The organism is Pseudomonas sp. AN-1 (assembly GCF_034057115.1).
Classification (GTDB): domain Bacteria; phylum Pseudomonadota; class Gammaproteobacteria; order Pseudomonadales; family Pseudomonadaceae; genus Geopseudomonas.
The window spans coordinates 3411698-3433106 of record NZ_CP139195.1; the positions used below are offsets into that span (position 1 = coordinate 3411698).

General features: G+C 68.9%; 19 protein-coding genes and 1 tRNA gene. 6 read left to right on the forward strand and 14 right to left on the reverse strand.

The features are described 5' to 3' along the window. The first annotated feature begins 78 nt into the window (after positions 1-78). From gcvT to gcvP, 3 genes are all read left to right on the forward strand, one after another. Positions 79-1164 carry a glycine cleavage system aminomethyltransferase GcvT gene (gcvT, locus tag SK095_RS16090; RefSeq protein ID WP_136490389.1) on the forward strand — a complete coding sequence of 362 codons (1086 nt, stop codon included), beginning with the start codon at positions 79-81 and terminating at the stop codon, positions 1162-1164. 99 nt (positions 1165-1263) lie between these two features. Beyond that, positions 1264-1647, forward strand: a complete 384-nt coding sequence (gene gcvH, locus SK095_RS16095) for a glycine cleavage system protein GcvH (protein WP_136490390.1) — start codon at positions 1264-1266, stop codon at positions 1645-1647. A 106-nt stretch (positions 1648-1753) separates the two neighbouring features. Beyond that, a complete protein-coding gene (gcvP, locus tag SK095_RS16100; protein ID WP_320546841.1) occupies positions 1754-4624 on the forward strand; it encodes an aminomethyl-transferring glycine dehydrogenase in 2871 nt (956 codons plus the stop codon). A 57-nt stretch (positions 4625-4681) separates the two neighbouring features. Here gcvP and SK095_RS16105 read toward each other — a convergent pair whose 3' ends face one another. From SK095_RS16105 to rpsU, 5 genes are all read right to left on the reverse strand, one after another. After that, positions 4682-5017 carry a DUF2388 domain-containing protein gene (locus tag SK095_RS16105; RefSeq protein WP_136490392.1) on the reverse strand — a complete coding sequence of 112 codons (336 nt, stop codon included), beginning with the start codon at positions 5015-5017 and terminating at the stop codon, positions 4682-4684. A gap of 174 nt (positions 5018-5191) precedes the next feature. Continuing rightward, positions 5192-5268 (reverse strand) — tRNA-Ile (locus tag SK095_RS16110). Positions 5269-5460: 192 nt separating this feature from the next. Beyond that, positions 5461-7317, reverse strand: coding sequence for an RNA polymerase sigma factor RpoD (gene rpoD, locus SK095_RS16115; RefSeq protein WP_201486693.1), 1857 nt, complete (start codon positions 7315-7317; stop codon positions 5461-5463). A 91-nt stretch (positions 7318-7408) separates the two neighbouring features. Next, positions 7409-9319 carry a DNA primase gene (dnaG, locus tag SK095_RS16120; protein WP_320546842.1) on the reverse strand — a complete coding sequence of 637 codons (1911 nt, stop codon included), beginning with the start codon at positions 9317-9319 and terminating at the stop codon, positions 7409-7411. Positions 9320-9464: 145 nt separating this feature from the next. Then, a complete protein-coding gene (gene rpsU, locus SK095_RS16125; RefSeq protein WP_003085057.1) occupies positions 9465-9680 on the reverse strand; it encodes a 30S ribosomal protein S21 in 216 nt (71 codons plus the stop codon). A 230-nt stretch (positions 9681-9910) separates the two neighbouring features. Here rpsU and tsaD point away from each other — a divergent pair, with 230 nt between their 5' ends. After that, positions 9911-10936, forward strand: a complete 1026-nt coding sequence (gene tsaD, locus SK095_RS16130; protein WP_136490395.1) for a tRNA (adenosine(37)-N6)-threonylcarbamoyltransferase complex transferase subunit TsaD — start codon at positions 9911-9913, stop codon at positions 10934-10936. Here tsaD and plsY read toward each other — a convergent pair. Further along, positions 10933-11502: a glycerol-3-phosphate 1-O-acyltransferase PlsY gene (gene plsY, locus SK095_RS16135; RefSeq protein ID WP_136490396.1), complete on the reverse strand. Its 570-nt coding sequence runs from the start codon at positions 11500-11502 to the stop codon at positions 10933-10935. The two genes, tsaD and plsY, sit on opposite strands and share 4 nt — an antisense overlap. Before the next feature lie 74 nt (positions 11503-11576). On the opposite strand from plsY, the gene folB reads away from it, so the two are divergent. Together folB and folK are read left to right on the forward strand one after the other, a co-directional pair. Next, a complete protein-coding gene (folB, locus tag SK095_RS16140; protein WP_201486691.1) occupies positions 11577-11933 on the forward strand; it encodes a dihydroneopterin aldolase in 357 nt (118 codons plus the stop codon). Then, on the forward strand, positions 11924-12466 hold the full coding sequence (folK, locus tag SK095_RS16145; protein ID WP_201486690.1) for a 2-amino-4-hydroxy-6-hydroxymethyldihydropteridine diphosphokinase: 543 nt from the start codon (positions 11924-11926) through the stop codon (positions 12464-12466). Before folB ends, folK begins: the two co-directional genes overlap by 10 nt. Before the next feature lie 54 nt (positions 12467-12520). Here folK and SK095_RS16150 read toward each other — a convergent pair whose 3' ends face one another. From SK095_RS16150 to rsmA, 8 genes are all read right to left on the reverse strand, one after another. Then, complete coding sequence (locus SK095_RS16150) at positions 12521-13759, reverse strand: multifunctional CCA addition/repair protein (protein ID WP_136490399.1); 1239 nt, start codon at positions 13757-13759, stop codon at positions 12521-12523. Positions 13760-13853: 94 nt separating this feature from the next. Then, positions 13854-15413, reverse strand: a complete 1560-nt coding sequence (locus SK095_RS16155) for a SpoVR family protein (protein ID WP_136490400.1) — start codon at positions 15411-15413, stop codon at positions 13854-13856. Continuing rightward, positions 15410-16684, reverse strand: coding sequence for a YeaH/YhbH family protein (locus tag SK095_RS16160; RefSeq protein WP_136490401.1), 1275 nt, complete (start codon positions 16682-16684; stop codon positions 15410-15412). Before SK095_RS16160 ends, SK095_RS16155 begins: the two co-directional genes overlap by 4 nt. An 89-nt stretch (positions 16685-16773) precedes the next feature. Then, positions 16774-18696, reverse strand: a complete 1923-nt coding sequence (locus SK095_RS16165; protein ID WP_136490402.1) for a PrkA family serine protein kinase — start codon at positions 18694-18696, stop codon at positions 16774-16776. Between the two features lie 240 nt (positions 18697-18936). Then, positions 18937-19266 (reverse strand): thiosulfate sulfurtransferase GlpE, encoded by a 330-nt coding sequence (gene glpE, locus SK095_RS16170; protein WP_136490403.1) that lies wholly within the window; start codon positions 19264-19266, stop codon positions 18937-18939. Then, positions 19263-20087, reverse strand: coding sequence for a symmetrical bis(5'-nucleosyl)-tetraphosphatase (locus tag SK095_RS16175; protein WP_136490404.1), 825 nt, complete (start codon positions 20085-20087; stop codon positions 19263-19265). Before SK095_RS16175 ends, glpE begins: the two co-directional genes overlap by 4 nt. Next, positions 20087-20473, reverse strand: a complete 387-nt coding sequence (gene apaG / locus SK095_RS16180; protein WP_136490405.1) for a Co2+/Mg2+ efflux protein ApaG — start codon at positions 20471-20473, stop codon at positions 20087-20089. The genes SK095_RS16175 and apaG overlap by 1 nt, the downstream gene beginning before the upstream one ends. A gap of 43 nt (positions 20474-20516) precedes the next feature. Then, positions 20517-21323 carry a 16S rRNA (adenine(1518)-N(6)/adenine(1519)-N(6))-dimethyltransferase RsmA gene (gene rsmA / locus SK095_RS16185; protein WP_136490406.1) on the reverse strand — a complete coding sequence of 269 codons (807 nt, stop codon included), beginning with the start codon at positions 21321-21323 and terminating at the stop codon, positions 20517-20519. Between the last annotated feature and the right edge of the window lie 86 nt (positions 21324-21409).

Below are 21409 nucleotides of genomic sequence, written 5' to 3' on the forward strand. Positions count from 1 at the left end.
GGCGGGCTGACCGGGCGCATGTCCGCTGGCGGATTTGCGGCTACAATGCCCGCCATTCGAGGCCCGGAAGAGGTTCCCATGGGACAGCGTACACCCCTCCATGATCTGCACGTGGCGCTGGGCGCCAAGATGGTCGACTTCGGCGGCTGGGACATGCCGCTGCACTACGGTTCGCAAGTCGAGGAGCACCATCAGGTGCGCAGCGACTGCGGGGTCTTCGACGTCTCGCACATGACCGTGGTGGACGTCGCCGGGCCCCAGGCCGGGGAGTACCTGCGCCGCCTGCTGGCCAACGACGTGGCGCGCCTCGATGCGGTCGGCAAGGGGCTGTACAGCCTGATGCTCAACCCCGAGGGCGGGGTGATCGACGACCTGATCGTCTACCGCAGCGCGGGCGGCTACCGCCTGGTGGTCAACGCCGCCACCCGCGCCAAGGACCTCGCCTGGCTGCAGGCGCAGGCCGAGGGCTTCGCCGTCGAGATCCGCGAGCGCGACGACCTGGCCATGCTCGCCGTACAGGGCCCGCACGCCCTGGAGCGCTGCGCCGCGCTGGTCACCCCGCCGCGCGCCGCGCTGATCCGCGCCCTCAAGCCGTTCCACGGCCAGGCCGAGGGCGACTGGTTCATCGCCCGCACCGGCTACACCGGCGAGGACGGCCTGGAGATCATGCTGCCGGCCGCCGAGGCGCCGGGCTTCCTCAACGACCTGGTCGGCGCCGGCATCACCCCGGCCGGTCTCGGCGCGCGCGACACCCTGCGCCTCGAGGCCGGCCTCAACCTGTACGGCCAGGACATGGACGAGACGGTGACGCCGATGGCCGCCAACCTCGCCTGGACCATCGCCTGGCAGCCGGCCGAGCGCGACTTCATCGGCCGCGCCGCCCTGCAGGCGCAGCGCGACGGCGGCGGCGCCGAGACCAAACTGGTCGGCCTGGTGCTCGAGGAGCGCGGCGTGCTGCGCGCCCACCAGGTGGTGCGCGTGGCCGGCATCGGCGACGGCGAGATCACCAGCGGCAGCTTCTCGCCGACCCTCGGCAAGGCCATCGCCCTGGCCCGCGTGCCGGCCGGCACCGGCGAGCGCGCCGAGGTGGAGATCCGCGGCAAGTGGTACCCGGTGCGGGTGGTCAAGCCGAGCTTCGTGCGTCACGGCAAGCCGCTGATCTGAGGGCGCGGGACGTAGCCGCGCCGACCGCGTCCCTGTACTGTTGAGCGCACATTCTCCGCGGGTGCCGCCCCGGCGCCGAATCGAACAAGGAATCCAACAATGAGCAACACTCCCGCCGAACTGCGTTATGCCGCCAGCCACGAATGGGCCCGCCTGGAACAGGACGGCAGCGTCACCGTGGGCATCACCGACCACGCCCAGGAAGCCCTCGGCGACGTGGTCTTCGTCGAACTGCCGGAAGTCGGCAAGGCGCTGGCCGCCGGCGAGCAGGCCGGCGTGGTCGAGTCGGTGAAGGCCGCCTCGGACATCTACGCGCCGGTCGCCGGCACCGTGATCGCGGTCAACGAGGCGCTGGCCGACGCGCCGGAAAGCATCAACGGCGACCCCTACGGCGCCTGGTTCTTCAAGCTGCAGCCAGCCAGCGCCAGCGACCTCGACCAGCTGCTCGACGCCGCCGCCTACCAGGCCAGCTGCGACGCCTGATCCCCCTCCCGCCGGTGGCCCGCGCCTGCCGGCGGGGCTGCCGGCTCCGCGCCAAACGCCTGTCCGGCTGCCGGAGCGGCCGGACCCCCGTTCCGGAGTCCGTGCCATGTCCCGCCCCAGCGACCTGCTGCAGCCCGAAGCCTTCCTCCATCGCCATATCGGCCCCGATGCCGCCGAGCAGCGCGCCATGCTCGCCGCCCTCGGTGTCGCCGACCGCGCCGAGCTGATCGGTCAGAGCGTGCCGCCGGCGATCCGCCTGGCCGGCCCGCTGGCGCTGCCGCCGGCGCTCGACGAGCAGGCCGCGCTGGCCCGCCTGCGCAGCCATGCCGAACAGAACGAGCTGTGGACCAGCCTGATCGGCATGGGCTACTACGGCACCCACACCCCGCCGGTGATCCTGCGCAACGTGCTGGAAAATCCCGGCTGGTACACCGCCTACACGCCCTACCAGCCGGAGATCTCCCAAGGCCGCCTGGAGGCGCTGCTCAACTTCCAGCAGCTGACCTGCGACCTCGCCGGCCTCGAGCTGGCCAGCGCCTCGCTGCTCGACGAGGCCACCGCCGCCGCCGAGGCCATGGCCATGGCCCGCCGGGTGGCGAAGAGCGCCAGCAACCGCTTCTTCGTCGACGAGAACTGCCATCCGCAGACCCTCTCGGTGCTGCAGACCCGCGCCGCCGGCTTCGGCTTCGAGCTGGTGATCGACAGCCCGGAGCAGCTCGGCCGGCACCAGGTGTTCGGCGCGCTGCTGCAGTACCCCGACAGCCACGGCGAGATCCGCGACCTGCGCCCGCTGATCGCGCAGCTGCACGCCCAGCAGGCGCTGGCCTGCGTGGCCTGCGACCTGCTCGCCCTGGTGCTGCTCACCCCGCCCGGCGAGCTGGGCGCCGACATCGCCCTGGGCAGCGCCCAGCGCTTCGGCGTGCCGATGGGCTACGGCGGCCCGCACGCGGCCTTCTTCGCCTGCCGCGACGAGTTCAAGCGCGCCATGCCGGGACGCATCATCGGCGTGTCCAGGGACGCGCGCGGCAACGTCGCCCTGCGCATGGCGCTGCAGACCCGCGAGCAGCACATCCGCCGCGAGAAGGCCAACTCCAACATCTGCACCGCGCAGGCGCTGCTGGCCAACATGGCCGGCTTCTACGCCGTCTATCACGGGCCGCATGGCCTCAAGCGCATCGCCGGGCGGGTGCAGCGGCTCACCGCGATCCTCGCCGCGGCACTCGAGCAGGGCGGCATCGCCCGCCGCAACCGGCAGTTCTTCGACACCCTGACCCTCGAAGTCGGCGGCGCCCAGCAGGCGATCCTGGAGAGCGCCAGCGCCGCGCGGATCAACCTGCGCATCCTCGGCCGCGGCCAGCTCGGCCTCAGCCTCGACGAGACCTGCACGCTGGACACCGTCGAGCGGCTGGCGCAGATCTTCCTCGGCGCCGACCATGGCATCGACCTCGCCGCGCTGGCCGACGACCCGGCGCTGCCTGCCGGCATTCCCGCCGATCTGGCGCGCACCTCCGGCTTCCTCGAGCATCCGGTGTTCAACAGCCACCACAGCGAGACCGAGATGCTGCGCTACCTGCGCCAGCTGGAGGGCCGCGACCTGGCGCTCAACCAGGCGATGATCCCGCTCGGTTCCTGCACCATGAAGCTCAACGCCACCAGCGAGATGCTGCCGGTCAGCTGGCCCGAGTTCGCCAGCCTGCACCCCTTCGTGCCGCGCGAGCAGGCGCGCGGCTACCAGCGGATGATCGGCGAGCTGGAAGGCTGGCTGTGCGCGATCACCGGCTTCGACGCCATCAGCATGCAGCCCAACTCCGGAGCGCAGGGCGAGTACGCCGGCCTGCTGGCGATCCAGCACTACCACGCCAGCCGCGGCGAGACGCAGCGCGACATCTGCCTGATTCCCGCCTCGGCGCACGGCACCAACCCGGCCACCGCCAGCATGGCCGGCCTGCAGGTGGTGGTGGTGGCCTGCGACAGGACCGGCAACGTCGACCTCGCCGACCTCGAGGCCAAGGCCGCGGCGGCCGGCGAGCGGCTGTCCTGCCTGATGATCACCTACCCTTCGACCCACGGCGTGTTCGAGGAGGGCATCCGCGAGATCTGCGCGCTGGTGCACGCCCACGGCGGCCAGGTGTACATGGACGGCGCCAACCTCAACGCCCAGGTCGGCCTCAGCCGCCCGGCCGACATCGGCGCCGACGTGGCGCACATGAACCTGCACAAGACCTTCTGCATCCCCCACGGCGGCGGCGGCCCGGGGATGGGCCCGATCGGCGTCAAGGCGCACCTCGCGCCGTTCCTCGCCAACCACCCGGTGGTGGAGCTGGACGGCCCGCTGCCCGGCAACGGCGCGGTCAGCGCCGCGCCATGGGGCAGCGCCAGCATCCTGCCGATCAGCTGGATGTACATCGCCCTGATGGGCCCGCAGCTGCAGGAGGCCACCGAGGTGGCGATCCTCAACGCCAACTACCTGGCGACGCGCCTCGCCGAGGCCTACCCGGTGCTCTACAGCGGTCGCAACGGCCGGGTGGCCCACGAGTGCATCATCGACCTGCGCCCGCTCAAGGCGTCCAGCGGGATCAGCGAGGAGGACATCGCCAAGCGCCTGATGGACTACGGCTTCCATGCGCCGACCATGTCCTTCCCGGTGCCCGGCACGTTGATGATCGAGCCCACCGAGAGCGAGTCGAAGGCCGAGCTGGACCGCTTCGTCGAGGCCATGCTGGGCATCCGCGCCGAGATCGCGAAGGTCGAGTCCGGCGAGTGGCCGGCGGACGACAACCCGCTCAAGCGCGCGCCGCACACCCTGGCCGACGTCACCGGCGTCTGGGAGCGGCCCTACAGCATCGCCGAGGCAGTGACCCCCAGCGCACACACCCGGGCGTGCAAGTACTGGCCGGCGGTCAACCGGGTCGACAACGTCTACGGCGACCGCCACCTGTTCTGCGCCTGCGTGCCGGTGGACGCCGGTCGCGAGTGAGCGGGGCATGAACGCCGAGGCCGCCCGCGGGCGGCCTCGGCGTCTGTGGCAGGCGCGTCAGCGCGGGCTGCCGTCCTGGGCGCTGGCGAGGATGGCGCCGGCCAGCTCCTCGTCGCTGGCCTCGAGGCCCGGATGGTCGCGGCGGATCTGCTGCAGCGCGGCCTCCAGGTAGGCGCCGCGGATCGCGCCGCCGCTGGCGACGAAGCTGGAGGCGTCGTCCGCGGCGGCGAGCACCAGCTTGTCGTCCTTGAAGGTGGAGTACAGCGAGGCGGAAGTCCCCGCCGAGGTGGCGATCTCGCCCCAGCCGATATCCCCGCCGTGTCCGTCATGGTCGGCGAGGGCGCCGGCGGCGGGCAGCAGGACAAGGGCAGTGGCAAGCAGGGTACGGCGCATGATGGGCTCCTCTGAAACACCGGGGCGGTGTGCCCGTCAGAGGGGAAGGGTGGTGCGGAGTTCCCGGCGGCAGGTGCCGTCCATCGGCTGCGGAGCGGGGGGGCGGGAGATGAGGAAAGCTCCGCCCCGAAAACGGCAAGGGGCCAGGCTGATCGCCTGACCCCTTGATTTGTATGGTGGGCCCAGCAGGACTTGAACCTGCGACCAAGCGATTATGAGTCGCCTGCTCTGACCAACTGAGCTATAGGCCCACGGGAGAACCTCGAGGGTTGCTTCCATGCGCGAGGACGGTGGGCGTCGCGTCTGGAGGTGCCGGTGGCCGCGTGGGCGACCGGCGAAGCGCGGCGATTATAGCGGTGGCCGCGCATCCGCGCCAAGCCTGGCGCGCGGGCAGGAAAAAGCCCCGGTCCTTGCGGTGCCGGGGCTTGTCCGTGGGCGGCGCCTTACTCGTCGAGGAACGAGCGCAGGTGCTCGCTGCGGGTCGGGTGGCGCAGCTTGCGCAGGGCCTTGGCCTCGATCTGGCGGATGCGCTCGCGGGTGACGTCGAACTGCTTGCCGACTTCCTCGAGGGTGTGGTCGGTGTTCATGTCGATGCCGAAGCGCATGCGCAGCACCTTGGCCTCGCGGGCGGTGAGGCCGGCGAGCACCTCGCGGGTGGCTTCCTTGAGGCTTTCCACGGTCGCCACGTCGATCGGCGACTGCATGGTGGAGTCCTCGATGAAGTCGCCCAGGTGCGAGTCCTCGTCGTCGCCGATCGGCGTCTCCATGGAGATCGGCTCCTTGGCGATCTTCAGCACCTTGCGGATCTTGTCCTCGGGCATCTCCATGCGCTCGCCCAGCTCCTCCGGAGTCGGCTCGCGGCCCATCTCCTGGAGCATCTGCCGGGAGATCCGGTTGAGCTTGTTGATGGTCTCGATCATGTGCACCGGGATGCGGATGGTGCGCGCCTGGTCGGCGATCGAGCGGGTGATCGCCTGGCGGATCCACCAGGTGGCGTAGGTCGAGAACTTGTAGCCGCGGCGGTATTCGAACTTGTCCACCGCCTTCATCAGGCCGATGTTGCCTTCCTGGATCAGGTCGAGGAACTGCAGGCCGCGGTTGGTGTACTTCTTGGCGATGGAGATCACCAGGCGCAGGTTGGCCTCGACCATCTCCTTCTTGGCGCGGCGGGCCTTGGCCTCGCCGAGCGACATCTGCCGGTTGATTTCCTTGATCTCGGCGACGGTCAGCCCGACCTCGTTCTCCAGGTCGACCAGCACCTGCTGGTTGCGCACGATGTCGGCCTGCAGGCGGCCGATGGCCTCGGCGTACTTGGCCTTGCCGGTGGTCAGGCCCTCGCTCCAGGTCAGGTCGACCTCGTTGCCGGGGAACAGCTTGAGGAAGTCGGCGCGCGGCATGCGCGCGTCGCGCACGCACAGCTGCATGATGGCGCGTTCCTGGCCGCGCACGCGCTCGAGGGCGTCGCGGACCATGGCCACCAGGGCGTCGAACTGCTTGGGCACCAGCTTGATCGGCATGAACAGCTCGGCCAGCGTGCCCAGCGCGGCGATCGCCTCGGCGTGGTGACGGCCATGCTTCTGCAGCGTCTTGCGGGTCTTCTCCAGCTGCTCGGACACGGCGCCGAAGCGGCGGGCGGCTTCTTCCGGATCGGGGCCGCCGTCGCCCTCTTCCTCGCTGTCGCCCTTGTCCTCGGCTTCCTCTTCCTCGTCCTCGTCGACGGCCGCGGCCGCCGTCTTGGCGCTGGCGGTGGGCAGTTCGACGTCGCTCTCGGCCGGCAGGGTGCCGTCGTCGGGGTCGATGTAGCCGCTGAGGATGTCGGACAGGCGGCCGCCTTCGCTGGTGACGCGCTGGTATTCGGCGAGGATGCTCTCCACCGAGCCGGGGAACTGGGAGATGGCGCCCATCACCTCGCGGATGCCTTCCTCGATGCGCTTGGCGATCTCGATCTCGCCTTCGCGGGTGAGCAGCTCCACGGTGCCCATCTCGCGCATGTACATGCGCACCGGATCGGTGGTGCGGCCGATGTCGCTTTCCACCGCGGCCAGGGCGGCGGCGGCTTCCTCGGCGGCGGCCTCGTCGGTGTCCGCTTCGGCGAGCAGCAGGGCATCCGCATCCGGGGCTGTCTCGAATACGTTGATCCCCATGTCGTTGATCATGCGGATGATGTCTTCCACCTGTTCCGGATCGGAAATATCCTCCGGCAGGTGGTCGTTGACCTCGGCGTAAGTCAGGTAACCCTGCTCACGACCACGGGCGATCAGCTCTTTGAGGCGGGACTGCTGTTGCGCTTTTACGGACATGTTCACCCTATCCACTGAAGGTCTTGGCGGGCTGAAAAGAAGCCGAGCATTATAGTCGATCCGGGCTGGCTGGCACCAGATGGCCCCGGGCTCACGGGGCTTCGCTTCGGCTGAGAAGCGCGCGCAGGCGGAGCTTTTCCTCCGCGCTGAGTTCGCTGTGCCGCGCTTTGCGCAACAGGCCTTCGAGGCTGCGCTCACGCTGGCGGGCTGCCAAGGTAGTTATAGTGTCGAAAAACTGTTGTTCAAGGTTGTCCTGACTGATCAGCCATTCCTTTTCCGCTAGACCGCGGAGCAGGCGCCCTTGTTCCGTGCCGTGCCAGCGGGCGATCAGTTGCAGCGAGTTCTGCTGCGGCTGTTTCTGCAGCGATTCCAGCAGGGCCACCAGCAGCTGGGTCCAGGTGTCGTCCTCGGCGGCGAAGTGGCCGGCGTCCTCGACCTTCTGCGCCAGCTGCGGATGGTGCAGCAGGGTGCGCAGGGCGCTGAGGGTCGGCGACTCGACGCCGGCGCCGCCGCGCGGCGGCATGACCGCCGGCGGCTCGCGGCGCGCCTCGCCCTTGCGGCCCTTCCAGTCGTTCTTCTGCCAGGGCTTGCGCTCCTGGCTGGCGGGGCGCTCGGGGTGGCCGGTCGCTGCGGCATACTCGATGCCGTCCGCATAGGCATAGGACGTCGGGAAGTCGGTCGGCGGCACCTCGCCGCCCGGGGCAGGCGACGACTGGGTGAGCGCCTCGCCGGTCAGGCCGGTGATCGCGCCGAGGCGCTGGCGCATCAGGGCGCGCAGGTTGGCGCCAGGGATCTTCTCCAGCAGCGGTGCGGCCAGGGTGGCCAGGTGCGCCTTGCCCTCGAGGGTGCTCGGGTCGGCTTCCTCGGCGAGATGGCGGAAGAAGTACTCGGCCAGCGGTTCGGCCTGCTGGCTGATGCGGGCGCGGAAGGCGTCGGCGCCCTCGCTGCGCACCAGGCTGTCAGGGTCCTCGCCCTCGGGGAGGAACAGGAAGCGCACCCGGCGGCCGTCCTGCAGGCTCGGCAGGCAGGATTCCAGCGCCCGCCAGGCGGCGTTGCGTCCGGCGCTGTCGCCGTCGAAGCAGAACAGGATGCTCGGCACGACGCGGAACAGGCGCTTGATGTGCTCCTCGCTGGTCGCTGTGCCGAGGGTCGCCACCGCATTGCGCAGGCCCTGCTGGGCCAGGGCGATGACGTCCATGTAGCCCTCGACCACCAGGATCTCGTCGAGGTCGCGGTTGCTCCTGCGCGCCTCGTACAGGCCGTAGAGTTCCTGACCCTTGTGGAACACCGGGGTTTCCGGCGAGTTGAGGTACTTGGGCTTGTCGTCGCCGAGCACCCGGCCGCCGAAGGCGATCACCCGGCCGCGGCTGTCGCGGATCGGGAACATCACCCGGTCGCGGAAGCGGTCGTAGCGGCGGCCCTCGGCGTTCTCGATCAGCAGGCCGGCGTCGATCATCGCCTTCTGCTGCAGGCTGTCGCCGCCCAGGTGCTTCAACAGGTTGTCCCAGCCGGGCGGGGCGAAGCCGAGGCCGAAGTCGCGGGCGATGGTGCCGGACAGGCCGCGGCCCTTGAGGTAGTTCACCGCCGCCTGACGCGCCGGGTGACTCTTCAGCGCCTGGCGGTAGTAGTCGGCGGCGGCGCCGAGCAGCGGGTACAGCGGCGAGTCCACGCTCTGGCGCGGCTTCTGCCCGGGGCGGCTGTCCTCGCGCGGGACCTCGAGGCCGGCGCGCTTGGCCAGCTCCTCGACCGCCTGGGGGAAGTCCAGGTGGTCGTGGTCCATGATGAAGCCGAGGGCGTTGCCGCCGGCGCCGCAGCCGAAGCAGTAGTAGAACTGCTTGTCCGGGCTGACGGTGAACGAGGGGGTCTTTTCCTGGTGGAACGGGCAGCAGGCGCTGTAGTTCTTGCCGGTCTTCTTCAGCTGCACGCGCGCGCCCACCACCTCGACGATGTCGGTGCGGTTGAGCAGGTCGTCGATGAAGCGCTGGGGGATCAGGCCGGCCATGGGCTGCTCGTGACTGTACGGTTCGAAGCGGCGGAAAACGCAAAAACTCCGAGGCTTGCCGGGCAAGTCGGAGTCGGGGTGCTGCTAAAGCAAACACCCGGCATGAGCCGGGTGTTGTGCGAGACGCTGCTGTCCGAGTGGTAACTCAGTACAGACGCTCGCGGCGACGCTGCTCGCGCTGCACTTTCTTGGCGTGGCGCTTCACGGCAGCCGCGGCCTTGCGCTTGCGCTCGGCGGTGGGCTTTTCGTAGAACTCGCGGCTACGCACTTCAGCCAGAACACCGGCTTTTTCGCAGGAGCGCTTGAAACGACGCAGGGCTACGTCGAAGGGTTCGTTCTCTTTAACTTTGACGGCGGGCATCCAGGTCGTACCTTCACTGATTACCGAGTATGAATGGTGCAATCCTGCAAAAGGCTCGGGAGGCACCGGTTTTCAAGGGCTGCGGATATTAACCCCTTGACAGCCGCACTGCCAAGCCCCCAGACGGGAAAAGCCGCCCGCCGGTGGTCCGCCACCCTCGCCCGATGCTTGGTGTCGCAGGCTCCGGGCGCTTATCATGCGCGGTTTAGCGAACGATCACGGGTTGCCCGATGCGAGTCCTTGGCCTGGAAACTTCCTGCGACGAAACCGGCGTGGCGCTGTACGACAGCGAGCGCGGCCTGCTGGGCGATGCGCTGTTCAGCCAGATCGACCTGCACCGCGTCTACGGCGGCGTGGTGCCCGAGCTGGCCTCGCGCGACCACGTCAAGCGCATGCTGCCGCTGATCCGCCAGGTGCTGGCCGAGTCGGGCTGCGGCTTCGCCGACATCGATGCGGTGGCCTATACCGCAGGGCCAGGCCTGGTCGGTGCGCTGCTGGTCGGCGCCTCCTGCGCCCAGGCGCTGGCGCTGGCCTGGGGTGTGCCGGCGGTCGGCGTGCACCACATGGAAGGCCATCTGCTGGCGCCGATGCTGGAGGAGACGCCGCCGGAGTTCCCGTTCGTCGCCCTGCTGGTGTCCGGCGGGCATACCCAGCTGGTGCGGGTCGACGGCATCGGCCGCTACCAGCTGCTCGGCGAGTCGCTGGACGATGCCGCCGGCGAGGCCTTCGACAAGACCGCCAAGCTGATCGGCCTCGGCTATCCGGGTGGTCCGGAGATCGCCCGGCTGGCCGAGCAGGGCACGCCGGGGCGCTTCGTGTTCCCGCGGCCGATGACTGACCGGCCGGGCCTGGAGTTCAGCTTCAGCGGCCTGAAGACCTTCGCCCTCAACACCTGGCGGCAGTGCGAGCGCGAGGGCGGCGACCTCGAGCAGGCGCGCGCCGACATCGCCCTGGCCTTCCAGCAGGCGGTGGTGGAGACGCTGACCATCAAGTGCCGCCGTGCGCTCAAGCAGACCGGCCTGAAGCGCCTGGTGATCGCCGGTGGGGTGAGCGCCAACCAGGCGCTGCGCCAGGCGCTGGAGAAGATGCTCGGCGAGCTGCGCGGCCAGGTGTTCTATGCGCGGCCGCGCTTCTGCACCGACAACGGGGCGATGATCGCCTACGCCGGCTGCCAGCGTCTGCTCGCCGGCCAGCACGACGGCCCGGCGATCGGCGTGCAGCCGCGCTGGTCGATGGAGACGCTGCCGGCGGTCTAGAAATGCCGTTCGCGGCCGGCGGAGAGATCGCGCAGGTTGCCGCGGTGGCGCCAGACGATCAGGCCGGCGAGCAGGCCGAGCGGCAGCAGCAGGACCGGTTGCTGCCAGGCCAGCAGCGGCAGGCAGAGGCCGGTGGCGAGCAGCGCGGCCAGCGAGCTGGTGCGGGTCAGGGTGAAGAGCAGCAGCCAGACGGCCAGCGCCAGCAGGGCGGTCGGCCAGTGCAGGCCGAGCAGCAGGCCGGCGGCGGTGGCGACGCCCTTGCCGCCGCGGAACTGGAAGTACAGCGGATAGAGGTGGCCGAGCACCGCGGCCAGGCCGATCCAGGCCTGCTGCACCGGCGGCAGTTCGAGGAGGCGGGCCAGCAGCACCGGCAGCAGGCCCTTGAGCAGGTCGCCGAGCAGGGTCAGGGCCGCGGCGCGGCGCCCGCCCAGGCGCAGCATGTTGGTGGCGCCGGGGTTGCCCGAGCCGCCCAGGCGCGGATCGGCGGTGCCGAGCCGGCGGCTGAGCAGCACGGCGAACGACACCGAGCCGAGCAGGTAGGCAACAATGGCCAGAAGCCAGGGCATGATCGGTTCCGCTGCGGTGGAGCCCCGATTCTAACGAGGCGGCGCGACCTTGTCGTGACGCGAAAGAGGATAGCGTGGACATAGTCTTCATCGACGGCCTGGAGGTCGACACCGTCATCGGCGTGTACGACTGGGAGCGCGGCATCCGCCAGTGTCTGATCCTGGACCTGCAGCTGGGCTGGGACATCCGCCCGGCGGCGGCCGGCGACGACCTGGCCGCAGCGCTCGACTACGCGGCGGTCAGTGCTCGGGTACAGGCCTTCGCGGCCGAGAGCACCTTCCAGCTGGTGGAAACCTTCGCCGAGCGCCTGGCCACGCTGCTGATGGCCGAGTTCGGCATCCGCTGGCTGCGCCTGCGCATCGCCAAGCCCGGCGCGGTGCCGGCGGCGCGCGGCGGCGTCGGCGTGGAGATCGAGCGCGGATGCCGCTGACCACGGTGTTTCTCGGCCTGGGCAGCAATGTCCGCCGCCACGCGCATCTGACCGCCGGCCTCGACGCACTGGCGGCCTTTCTCGTCGACATGCGCTGTTCGCCGGTGTTCGAGAGCGAGGCGGTGGGCATCCGCAGCGGCCCGTTCTACAACCTCGCGGTGACGGCGCGGACCGAGCTGCCGCTGGCCGAGCTGGATCGCCGGCTCAAGGCCATCGAGGCGGACAACGGCCGCTATGCGCCCGACCGCAAGGGCCTGCCGCTGGACATCGACGTGCTGCTCTACGACGACCTGGTGGGCGACTTCGACGGCCTGCAACTGCCGCGCGCGGAGATCCTGCGCAACGCCTTCGTGCTCTGGCCGCTGGCCCTGCTCGCCCCCGAGGCGCGCCATCCGGCCGAGGGGCGCAGTTTCGCCGCCCTCTGGCAGGCGATGCGCAGCGAGCAGCGCCTGTGGCCGGTGCCCTTCGTCTGGCGCGGCGCGGAGCTGACGCCGGAAGAGCTGCGCAGCAGCTTTCCGCCTCCGGCACCCTAGGGTGCGCCATGCGCGCCAGCCACACCCTGCAGTCCAAGGCGCGTGCGGCGCACCCTACGGCGCGTTGGCGCGCTGCGCCTCGCGGAACGCCTTGAGCGCCGCCAGGCGCGCGCGCTTGAGCGCCTCGCCCAGTTCCGCGCCCTTGAAGCCCTGCTCCAGCAGCGGCTGCACCGCCACGCCGCGCGCCACCCTGGCGGCGGCGCGCAGGTAGTCGGCCTGCGGGTAGGGCTGGCGCTCGAGGCCGAGGCGGCCGCGAGCGTCCATCTCGCAGGCGGCGACGAACGCCTCGAAGCGCTCCGGGCGGCGGTACAGGTCGAAGTGCTGGAACAGCTCGGCCAGGGTCTGCGCGCGCAGCTCCAGGGCGCGGTGGCCGTGGGTGTGGTATTCGCCGACCAGCAGGGCCAGCTCGGCGCAGTCGCGCGGCGCCTTGCAGCGTGCGTTGACCGCCTCGATCAGGCGCAGGCCGCGGCTCTCGTGGGCGATGTGGCGCGGCCATTCGGCCGGGTCGGTCAGGCCCTTGCCCAGGTCGTGCAGCAGGCAGGCCCAGCGCACGGGGAGCGGCTGGTCGTGTTCGGCGCACTGGCGCAGGACCATCAGCACGTGCTCGCCGCTGTCGATCTCCGGGTGGTGCTGCGCCGGCTGCGGCACGCCGAACAGCGCCTGCAGCTCGGGCAGCAGCTGCTCGAGGGCGCCGCAGTCGCGCAGCACCTGGATGAACACCTCGGGGCGCGGCTCCATCAGCGCGCGCTCGATCTCCTTCCACACCCGCTCGGCGGTGAGGTCGGCCAGTTCGCCGGAGGCGGCGATCTCGGCCATCAGCGCCAGGGTTTCCTCGGCGACGCGAAAGCCCAGCGGCGCGTAGCGCGCGGCGAAACGGGCGACGCGCAACACGCGCAGCGGGTCCTCGGCGAAGGCCGGCGAGACGTGGCGCAGCAGGTGCAGGGCGAGGTCGTGCTGGCCGCCGTAGGGGTCGATGACTCGGCCGTCGGCGTCCTCGGCCATGGCGTTGATGGTCAGGTCGCGGCGGATCAGGTCTTCCTCGAGGGTGACCTCGGGGCTGGCGTAGAAGGTGAAGCCGCCGTAGCCGCGCCCGCTCTTGCGCTCGGTGCGCGCCAGGGCGTACTCCTCGCCGCTCTGCGGGTGGAGGAACACCGGGAAGTCGGCGCCGACCGGGCGAAATCCCTGGGCGATGAGTTCTTCGGCGTGGGCGCCGACCACCACCCAGTCGGTTTCCGTGACCGGGCGGCCGAGCAGGCGGTCGCGCACGGCGCCGCCCACCTTGTAGATCTGCATGGCGTGTCCTGCAGGCAATGGGGGGGTGGCGCAGAGGATAGCGCGCCGCCGCGCGCAGGGCGACGGCGGTGCTGCAAGGGTTGCGCGCCCGGTCTCAGACCGGGCGGGCGATCAGGTCGAAGTGGCTGCCTTCCGTCTCGCGCTCGCGCTTGGGCGGCATGTGCTGCACGTTCACGCGCTGTTCGCCCTGCATGCTCTCCAGGTGCACGTCGAAGCCCCACAGGCGGTGCAGGTGGCGCAGCACGTCCTCGGTGGAGCTGGCCAGTGGCTTGCGTTCGTGCTGGTAGTGGCGCAGGGTCAGCGAGCGGTCGCCGCGGCGGTCGACGTTCCAGATCTGCACGTTGGGCTCGCGGTTGCCGAGGTTGTACTGCGCCGCCAGGTGATCGCGGATGGTGCGGTAGCCGCTGTCGTCGTGGATGGCGTCGACCAGCAGCTCGTCCTGCTGGTCGTCGTCGAGGATGCTGAACAGGCGGAACTCGCGGATCAGCCGCGGCGAGAGGAACTGCTGGATGAAGCTCTCGTCCTTGAAGTTCTGCATGGCGAACTTGAGGGTGGCCAGCCAGTCGCTGCCGGCGATGTCGGGGAACCAGCGACGGTCCTCCTCGGTCGGCTCCTCGCAGATGCGGCGGATGTCGCGGTACATGGCGAAGCCCAGCGCATAGGGGTTGATGCCGCTGTAGTAGGGGCTGTCGAACGGCGGCTGGTAGACCACGCTGGTGTGGTACTGGAGGAACTCCATCATGAAGCCGTCGGTGACCAGGCCCTCGTCGTAGAGGTCGTTGAGCAGGGTGTAGTGCCAGAAGGTGGCCCAGCCCTCGTTCATCACCTGGGTCTGGCGCTGCGGGTAGAAGTACTGGGCGATCTTGCGCACGATGCGCACCACCTCGCGCTGCCAGGGTTCCAGCAGCGGCGCGTGCTTCTCGATGAAGTAGAGGATGTTCTCCTGCGGCTCGGGCGGGAAGCGCTTGCCGTCGTCGGCGCGCCCCTTGCCGGCGCCCTTGGGGATGGTTCGCCACAGGTCGTTGACCTGGCGCTGCAGCTGCTCCTCGCGGTCCTTCTGGCGGCGCCGCTCCTCCTCGGCGGAGATCGGGTAGGGCCGCTTGTAGCGGTCGACGCCGTAGTTCATCAGGGCGTGGCAGGAGTCGAGCAGGTCCTCGACCGCGTCGATGCCGTGGCGCTCCTCGCACTTGTCGATGTACTGGCGGGCGAACACCAGGTAGTCGATGATCGAGCTGGCGTCGGTCCAGCTGCGGAACAGGTAGTTGCCCTTGAAGAAGCTGTTGTGGCCGTAGCAGGCGTGCGCCACCACCAGCGCCTGCATGCACATGGTGTTCTCTTCCATGAGGTAGGCGATGCACGGATCGGAGTTGATCACGATCTCGTAGGCCAGGCCCATCTGGCCGCGCTTGTAGCCCTTCTCGGTGCTGAGGAAGTGCTTGCCGTAGGACCAGTGGTGGTAGCCGATGGGCATGCCGACCGAGGCGTAGGCGTCCATCATCTGCTCGGCGGTGATCACCTCGATCTGGTTCGGGTAGGTGTCCAGCGCGTAGCGCTCGGCCAGCCGGGCGAGTTCGCGGTCGTAGCTGCGGATCAGCTCGAAGGTCCACTCCGAACCGGTGGACAGGGGCTGGCCTTTCTTGGCTCGAGGGCTCATGCGGCGACCCTCCTCTGGAAGAGTTCGCGGAATACCGGGTAGATGTCGGCGGCGGAAACGATCTGCTGCTGGGCGAAGCTGTCCGGGAAGGCCGCGGCGACCTGCTCGTACTCGTGCCACAGCGCCTGATGTTCGCGCGGGGTGATCTCCACGTAGCTGAAGTACTGCACGAACGGCATGATCTGGCGCAGCAGGATGTCGCGGCACACCGGCGAGTCGTCGTTCCAGTTGTCGCCGTCCGAGGCCTGGGCGGCGTAGATGTTCCATTCGTGGGCCGGGTAGCGCGCGGCCATCACTTCCTGCATCAGCTTGAGCGCGCTGGAGACGATGGTGCCGCCGGTCTCGCGCGAGTAGAAGAACTCCTGCTCGTCGACCTCCTTGGCGCTGGTGTGGTGGCGGATGAACACCACCTCGATCTTGTCGTAGCTGCGCTTGAGGAACAGGTAGAGGAGGATGAAGAAGCGCTTGGCGATGTCCTTGGTGGCCTGGGTCATCGAGCCGGAGACGTCCATCAGGCAGAACATCACCGCCTTGGAGGTCGGGTTGGGCTGCTTGACCAGCAGGTTGTACTTGAGGTCGAAGGTGTCGAGGAACGGCAGGCGCTCGATGCGCGCGCGCAGTCCGGCGATCTTCTCCTCCAGGTCGCGGATGTCGCTGAAGTTGTCCGGCTCCTCGACCTTCAGCCGTTCCAGCTCGGCCTTCAGCTCGCGCAGGTGGTTGCGGCTGGAGCCGGACAGGGCGATGCGCCGGGCGTGGGCCGAGCGCAGGGTGCGCACGATGTTCAGGCGGGCGGGCGTGCCCTCGCTGCTGATGCCGGCGCGCACCGTCTTGAAGCTGTCGATGCCGGTGAGATGCTTCTTCACCAGGTTGGGCAGGGCGAGATCCTCGAACATGAAGTCGAGGAACTCCTCCTGGGTGATCTGGAACACGAAGTCGTCCATGCCCTCGCCGGAGTTGCTGGCCTTGCCCTGGCCGGAACCGCCGCCGCCACCGCCGGAGGGCCGCGGGATGCGCTCGCCGGTGGTGAACTCCTTGTTGCCGGGATGGATGATGGTCTGCCGGCCGCCGCGGCCGTGGTGCAGCACCGGTTCGTCGATGTCGCGGGAGGGAATGCTGATCTGCTCGCCGTGTTCCATGTCGGTGATGGAGCGCCGGCTGACGGCTTCCTCCACCGCCTTCTTGATGTGGTCACGGTAACGCCGCAGGAAGCGCTGGCGGTTCACCGTGCTCTTGTTCTTGCCGTTCAGTCGTCGGTCGATGACGTAACTCATGGCGTGCTCCCGTGCGGGACTGGAGGCCGAGGCGCAGACCACAGCGGCGCCGGGTGGCGCCGCTGCGGACCAGGGCTTGCTCTAGCTTACTACTGCGACTTGCGGACGCGCAGATACCATTCGGCGAGCAGGCGTACCTGTTTCTCGGTGTAGCCGCGCTCGACCATGCGCCGCACGAAGTCGTTGTGCTTCTGCTGCTCGTCCTTGCTGCCCTTGGCGTTGAAGCTGATGACCGGCAGCAGGTCCTCGGTGTTGGAGAACATCTTCTTCTCGATCACCGCGCGCAGTTTCTCGTAGGACAGCCACGAGGGGTTCTTGCCGTTGTTGTTGGCCCGTGCCCGCAGCACGAAGTTGACGATCTCGTTGCGGAAGTCCTTCGGGTTGCTGATGCCGGCCGGTTTCTCGATCTTCTCCAGCTCCTCGTTGAGGGCGCCGCGGTTGAGGATCTCGCCGGTTTCCGGGTCGCGGTACTCCTGGTCCTGGATCCAGAAGTCGGCGTACAGCACGTAGCGGTCGAAGATGTTCTGCCCGTACTCGCTGTAGGACTCGAGGTAGGCGGTCTGGATCTCCTTGCCGATGAACTCCACGTAGCGCGGCGCCAGGTATTCCTTGATGAAGCGCAGGTAACGCTCGCGCGTCTCGGCGGGGAACTGCTCCTGCTCGATCTGCTGTTCCAGCACGTAGAGCAGGTGCACCGGGTTGGCCGCCACCTCGTGCGGGTCGAAGTTGAACACCTTGGACAGGATCTTGAAGGCGAAGCGGGTCGACAGGCCGGTCATGCCCTCGTCGACGCCGGCGCTGTCGCGGTACTCCTGGATCGACTTGGCCTTGGGATCGGTGTCCTTGAGGTTCTCGCCGTCGTAGACGCGCATCTTCGAGTAGATGTTGGAGTTCTCCGGCTCCTTCAGGCGACTCAGCACGGAGAACTGGGCGAGCATCTTCAGGGTGTCCGGCGCGCAGTGCGCCTGAGCCAGCGAGCTGTTGACCAGCAGCTTGTCGTAGATCCTGATCTCGTCGGTGACGCGCAGGCAGTAGGGCACCTTGACGATGTAGATGCGGTCGATGAACGCCTCGTTGTTCTTGTTGTTGCGGAAGCTGTGCCACTCGGCCTCGTTGGAGTGGGCCAGCAGGATGCCGCTGTAGGGGATGGCGCCGAGGCCCTCGGTGCTGTTGTAGTTGCCCTCCTGGGTGGCGGTCAGCAGCGGGTGCAGCACCTTGATCGGCGCCTTGAACATCTCGACGAATTCCATGATGCCCTGGTTGGCGCGGCACAGGGCGCCGGAGTAGCTGTAGGCGTCAGGGTCGTTCTGCGGGAATTCCTCCAGCTTGCGGATGTCGACCTTGCCGACCAGCGCGGAGATGTCCTGGTTGTTCTCGTCGCCCGGTTCGGTCTTGGCGATGGCGATCTGGTTGAGGATCGACGGGTACAGCTTGACCACGCGGAACTTGCTGATGTCGCCGCCGAACTCGTTGAGGCGCTTGGTCGCCCACGGCGACATGATCGAACTCAGGTAGCGGCGCGGGATGCCGTACTCTTCCTCGAGGATGGCGCCGTCCTCGTCAGGGTTGAACAGGCCGAGCGGCGACTCGAACACCGGCGAGCCCTTGATGGCGTAGAAGGGGATGTGCTCCATCAGGTGCTTGAGCTTCTCGGCCAGGGACGACTTGCCGCCGCCGACCGGGCCGAGCAGGTAGAGGATCTGCTTCTTCTCTTCCAGGCCCTGGGCGGCGTGGCGGAAGTAGGAGACGATCTGGTCGATGCAGTCTTCCATGCCATGGAAGTCGGCGAAGGCCGGGTAGCGGCGGATCACCTTGTTGGAGAAGATCCGCGACAGCCTCGGATCGGTGGAGGTATCCACCAGTTGCGCCTCGCCGATGGCCTTGAGCATGCGCTCGGCGGCGCTGGCGTAGGTCAGGGGATCCTGCTTGCAGAGGTCGAGATACTCCTGCAGGGAGTACTCTTCCTGGCGCGTTGTTTCGTAGCGTTGCTGGAAATGGCTGAAAATGCTCATGACGTCACCTCGCTCGATGCCTGTACGTAAGTGGGCCTCGGGCGGGCACGGGCGGGCTGGCGCGTGGCGCCGGCCTGCTGCTCCCCTCTCTCGACCCCCCAATGGTCGTACGACCTGCCTGGAAGCCGGTGGTCCGGCTTTCCCTTTTGCAAGACTCTTGAACTGAGCATAGACCTGCTTTGGCGCGTGCGCAGCAGGAAAACAAGAGGAGGTGGCGAGTTGTTACAAATGCGCCGGCGGTCAGTCGTGGGGCAGGCGGGCGACTTCGTCGGGGTAGTGGGCGCGCCACAGCTCGAAGCCGCCATCGATGCTGTACACCTCGGCGAAGCCCTGGTGGGCGAGGAAGGCGGCAGCGTTCTGGCTGGAGTTGCCGTGGTAGCAGATCACCAGCAGCGGCGCGTCCATGTCGGCGCCGGCGATGAAGTCGGCCAGCGAGTGGTTGTCCAGGTGACGCGCACCGGGAACGTGGCCGCTGGCGAAGCTGTGCGGGTCGCGGATGTCGACCACCACCGCGCCCTTGGCGCGCAGGTCGTGGGCGGTGGCGGGATCGATGCGCTTGAATTCGCTCATGGCTGCTCCTTGTGGCAACTGCAGGTATGGCGCTCGCCGCTGTCGACGTCGAGCAGGGTCAGGGCTTCGCCCCACACGCAGCCGGAATCCAGGGCCTCGACGCCGGGCTCGTTGCAGCGTCCCTGCAGGGCGGCCCAGTGGCCGAAGATGATCCGCTCGCCGCGGGTCTTGCGGTTGGGGTGGCTGAACCAGGGGCCGTAGCCGTTCGGTGCGGTGCCCAGGCCCTCCTTGCTCTTCAGGTCGAGGCGGCCGTCGGCGGTGCAGAAGCGCATGCGGGTGAAATAGTTGGTGATCACCCGCAGGCGGGTGATGCCGCGCAGCTTGCCGTCCCACTGGTTCGGCTCGTTGCCGTACATGCCGTCGAGGAACAGCGGCAGGCGGGCGTCGTCGCGCAGTGCCTCCTCCACCTCGGCGGCGCGCTTGCGCGCCTTCTTCAGCGTCCACTGCGGCGGGATGCCGGCGTGCACCAGGGTGATCTGCCGCTCCTCGTCGTAGTGCAGCAGCGGCAGGCGGCGCAGCCATTCGAGCAGGTCGTCGCGGTCCGGTGCCTCGAGGATCTCGCGCAGGGTGTCGCCCTTCTTCAGGCGCTCGATGTTGTGCGCCGCCGCCAGCAGGTGCAGGTCGTGGTTGCCCAGCACGCTGACCACCGAATCGCGCATGGCGAACAGGAAACGCAGGGTCTCCAGCGACTGCGGGCCGCGGTTGACCAGGTCGCCGACCAGCCACAGGCGGTCGCGCGCCGGATCGAAGGCGACCCGCTCGAGCAGGCACTGCAGCGGCTGCAGGCAGCCCTGCACGTCGCCGACCGCGTACAGCGCCATCAGTGCAGCGCTCCGGGCACCGCCAGACGGAAGGCGCTGATCGGCGCGTCGAAGGCGTGACCGTCGCCGGCCTGCATGCCGAAGCTGCCGTGCATGCTGCCCACCGGGGTGGCCAGCACGCAGCCGCTGGTGTAGGTGTGGCTTTCGCCCGGTTGCAGCAGCGGCTGTTCGCCGACCACGCCGGGGCCGCGCACTTCCTGCACCTTGGCGTTGCCGTCGGTGATGATCCAGTGGCGGGTCAGCAGCTTGGCGGGCAGGGCGCCGCTGTTGCGGATGGTCACCGTGTAGGCGAAGGCGTAACGCTGCTGGTCGGGCAGCGACTGCTCGGGCAGGTGGCGGGTGGCGACGCTGACGTCGATCTGGTAACGCGGATCCGGTGTGGTCATCGATATGCGGTTTCGGGGCGGCCTGAAGTAAAAGCTTAGCGATTCACTCGGGTTGTGTCTGCAGCGCCAGCTGGTCGGCCAGACGCACGAAGGCGGCGAGGTCCAGCTGCTCCGGGCGCAGGCTGCCGTCGACGCCGGCGGCCTCGATGGCGGCAGCGGGCAGCAGCTGCTTGAGGGTGTTGCGCAGGGTCTTGCGCCGCTGGTTGAAGGCCTCGCGCACCACCCGCTCGAGCAGGCGGTGGTCGCGGGCCGGGTGCGGCAGCACGGCGTGCGGCACCAGGCGGACGATGGCCGAGTCGACCTTGGGCGGCGGGTTGAAGGCGCCGGGGCCGACGTTGAACAGGTGTTCCACCCGGCAGTGGTACTGGACCATGATAGACAGCCGCCCCCAGTCGCCGCCGCCAGGCGTGGCGGCCAGGCGCTCGACCACCTCCTTCTGCAGCATGAAGTGCATGTCGCCGATGATCGAGGCGTGCTCGAGCAGGTGGAAGATCAGCGGGGTGGAGATGTTGTAGGGCAGGTTGCCGACCACCCGCAGCTTCTCCTCGCCCTGCACCAGCGCGTTGAAGTCGAACTTCAGCGCGTCGCCGGCGTTGAGGGTGAAGTTGGGATCGATGCCGAAGCGCAGCCTGAGCAGCGGCAGCAGGTCCTGGTCCAGCTCGATCACGTCGAGCTTCGCGCCGCTGCCGAGCAGCCCCTCGGTGAGGGCGCCCTGGCCGGGGCCGATCTCCACCAGATGCTCGCCCGGGCGCGCATGGATGGCGCGCAGGATGCGGTGGATCACCCCGGCATCATGCAGGAAATTCTGGCCGAAGCGCTTGCGGGCGCGGTGTTGGTACAGCTCGGACATGGGGCGGCTCCAGGCTTCAAGCCGCAAGCTCGAAGCGAATGCGAAAAGAGCCGCAGTTTAACAGCGAACGCGCCGACAGGCTGCAG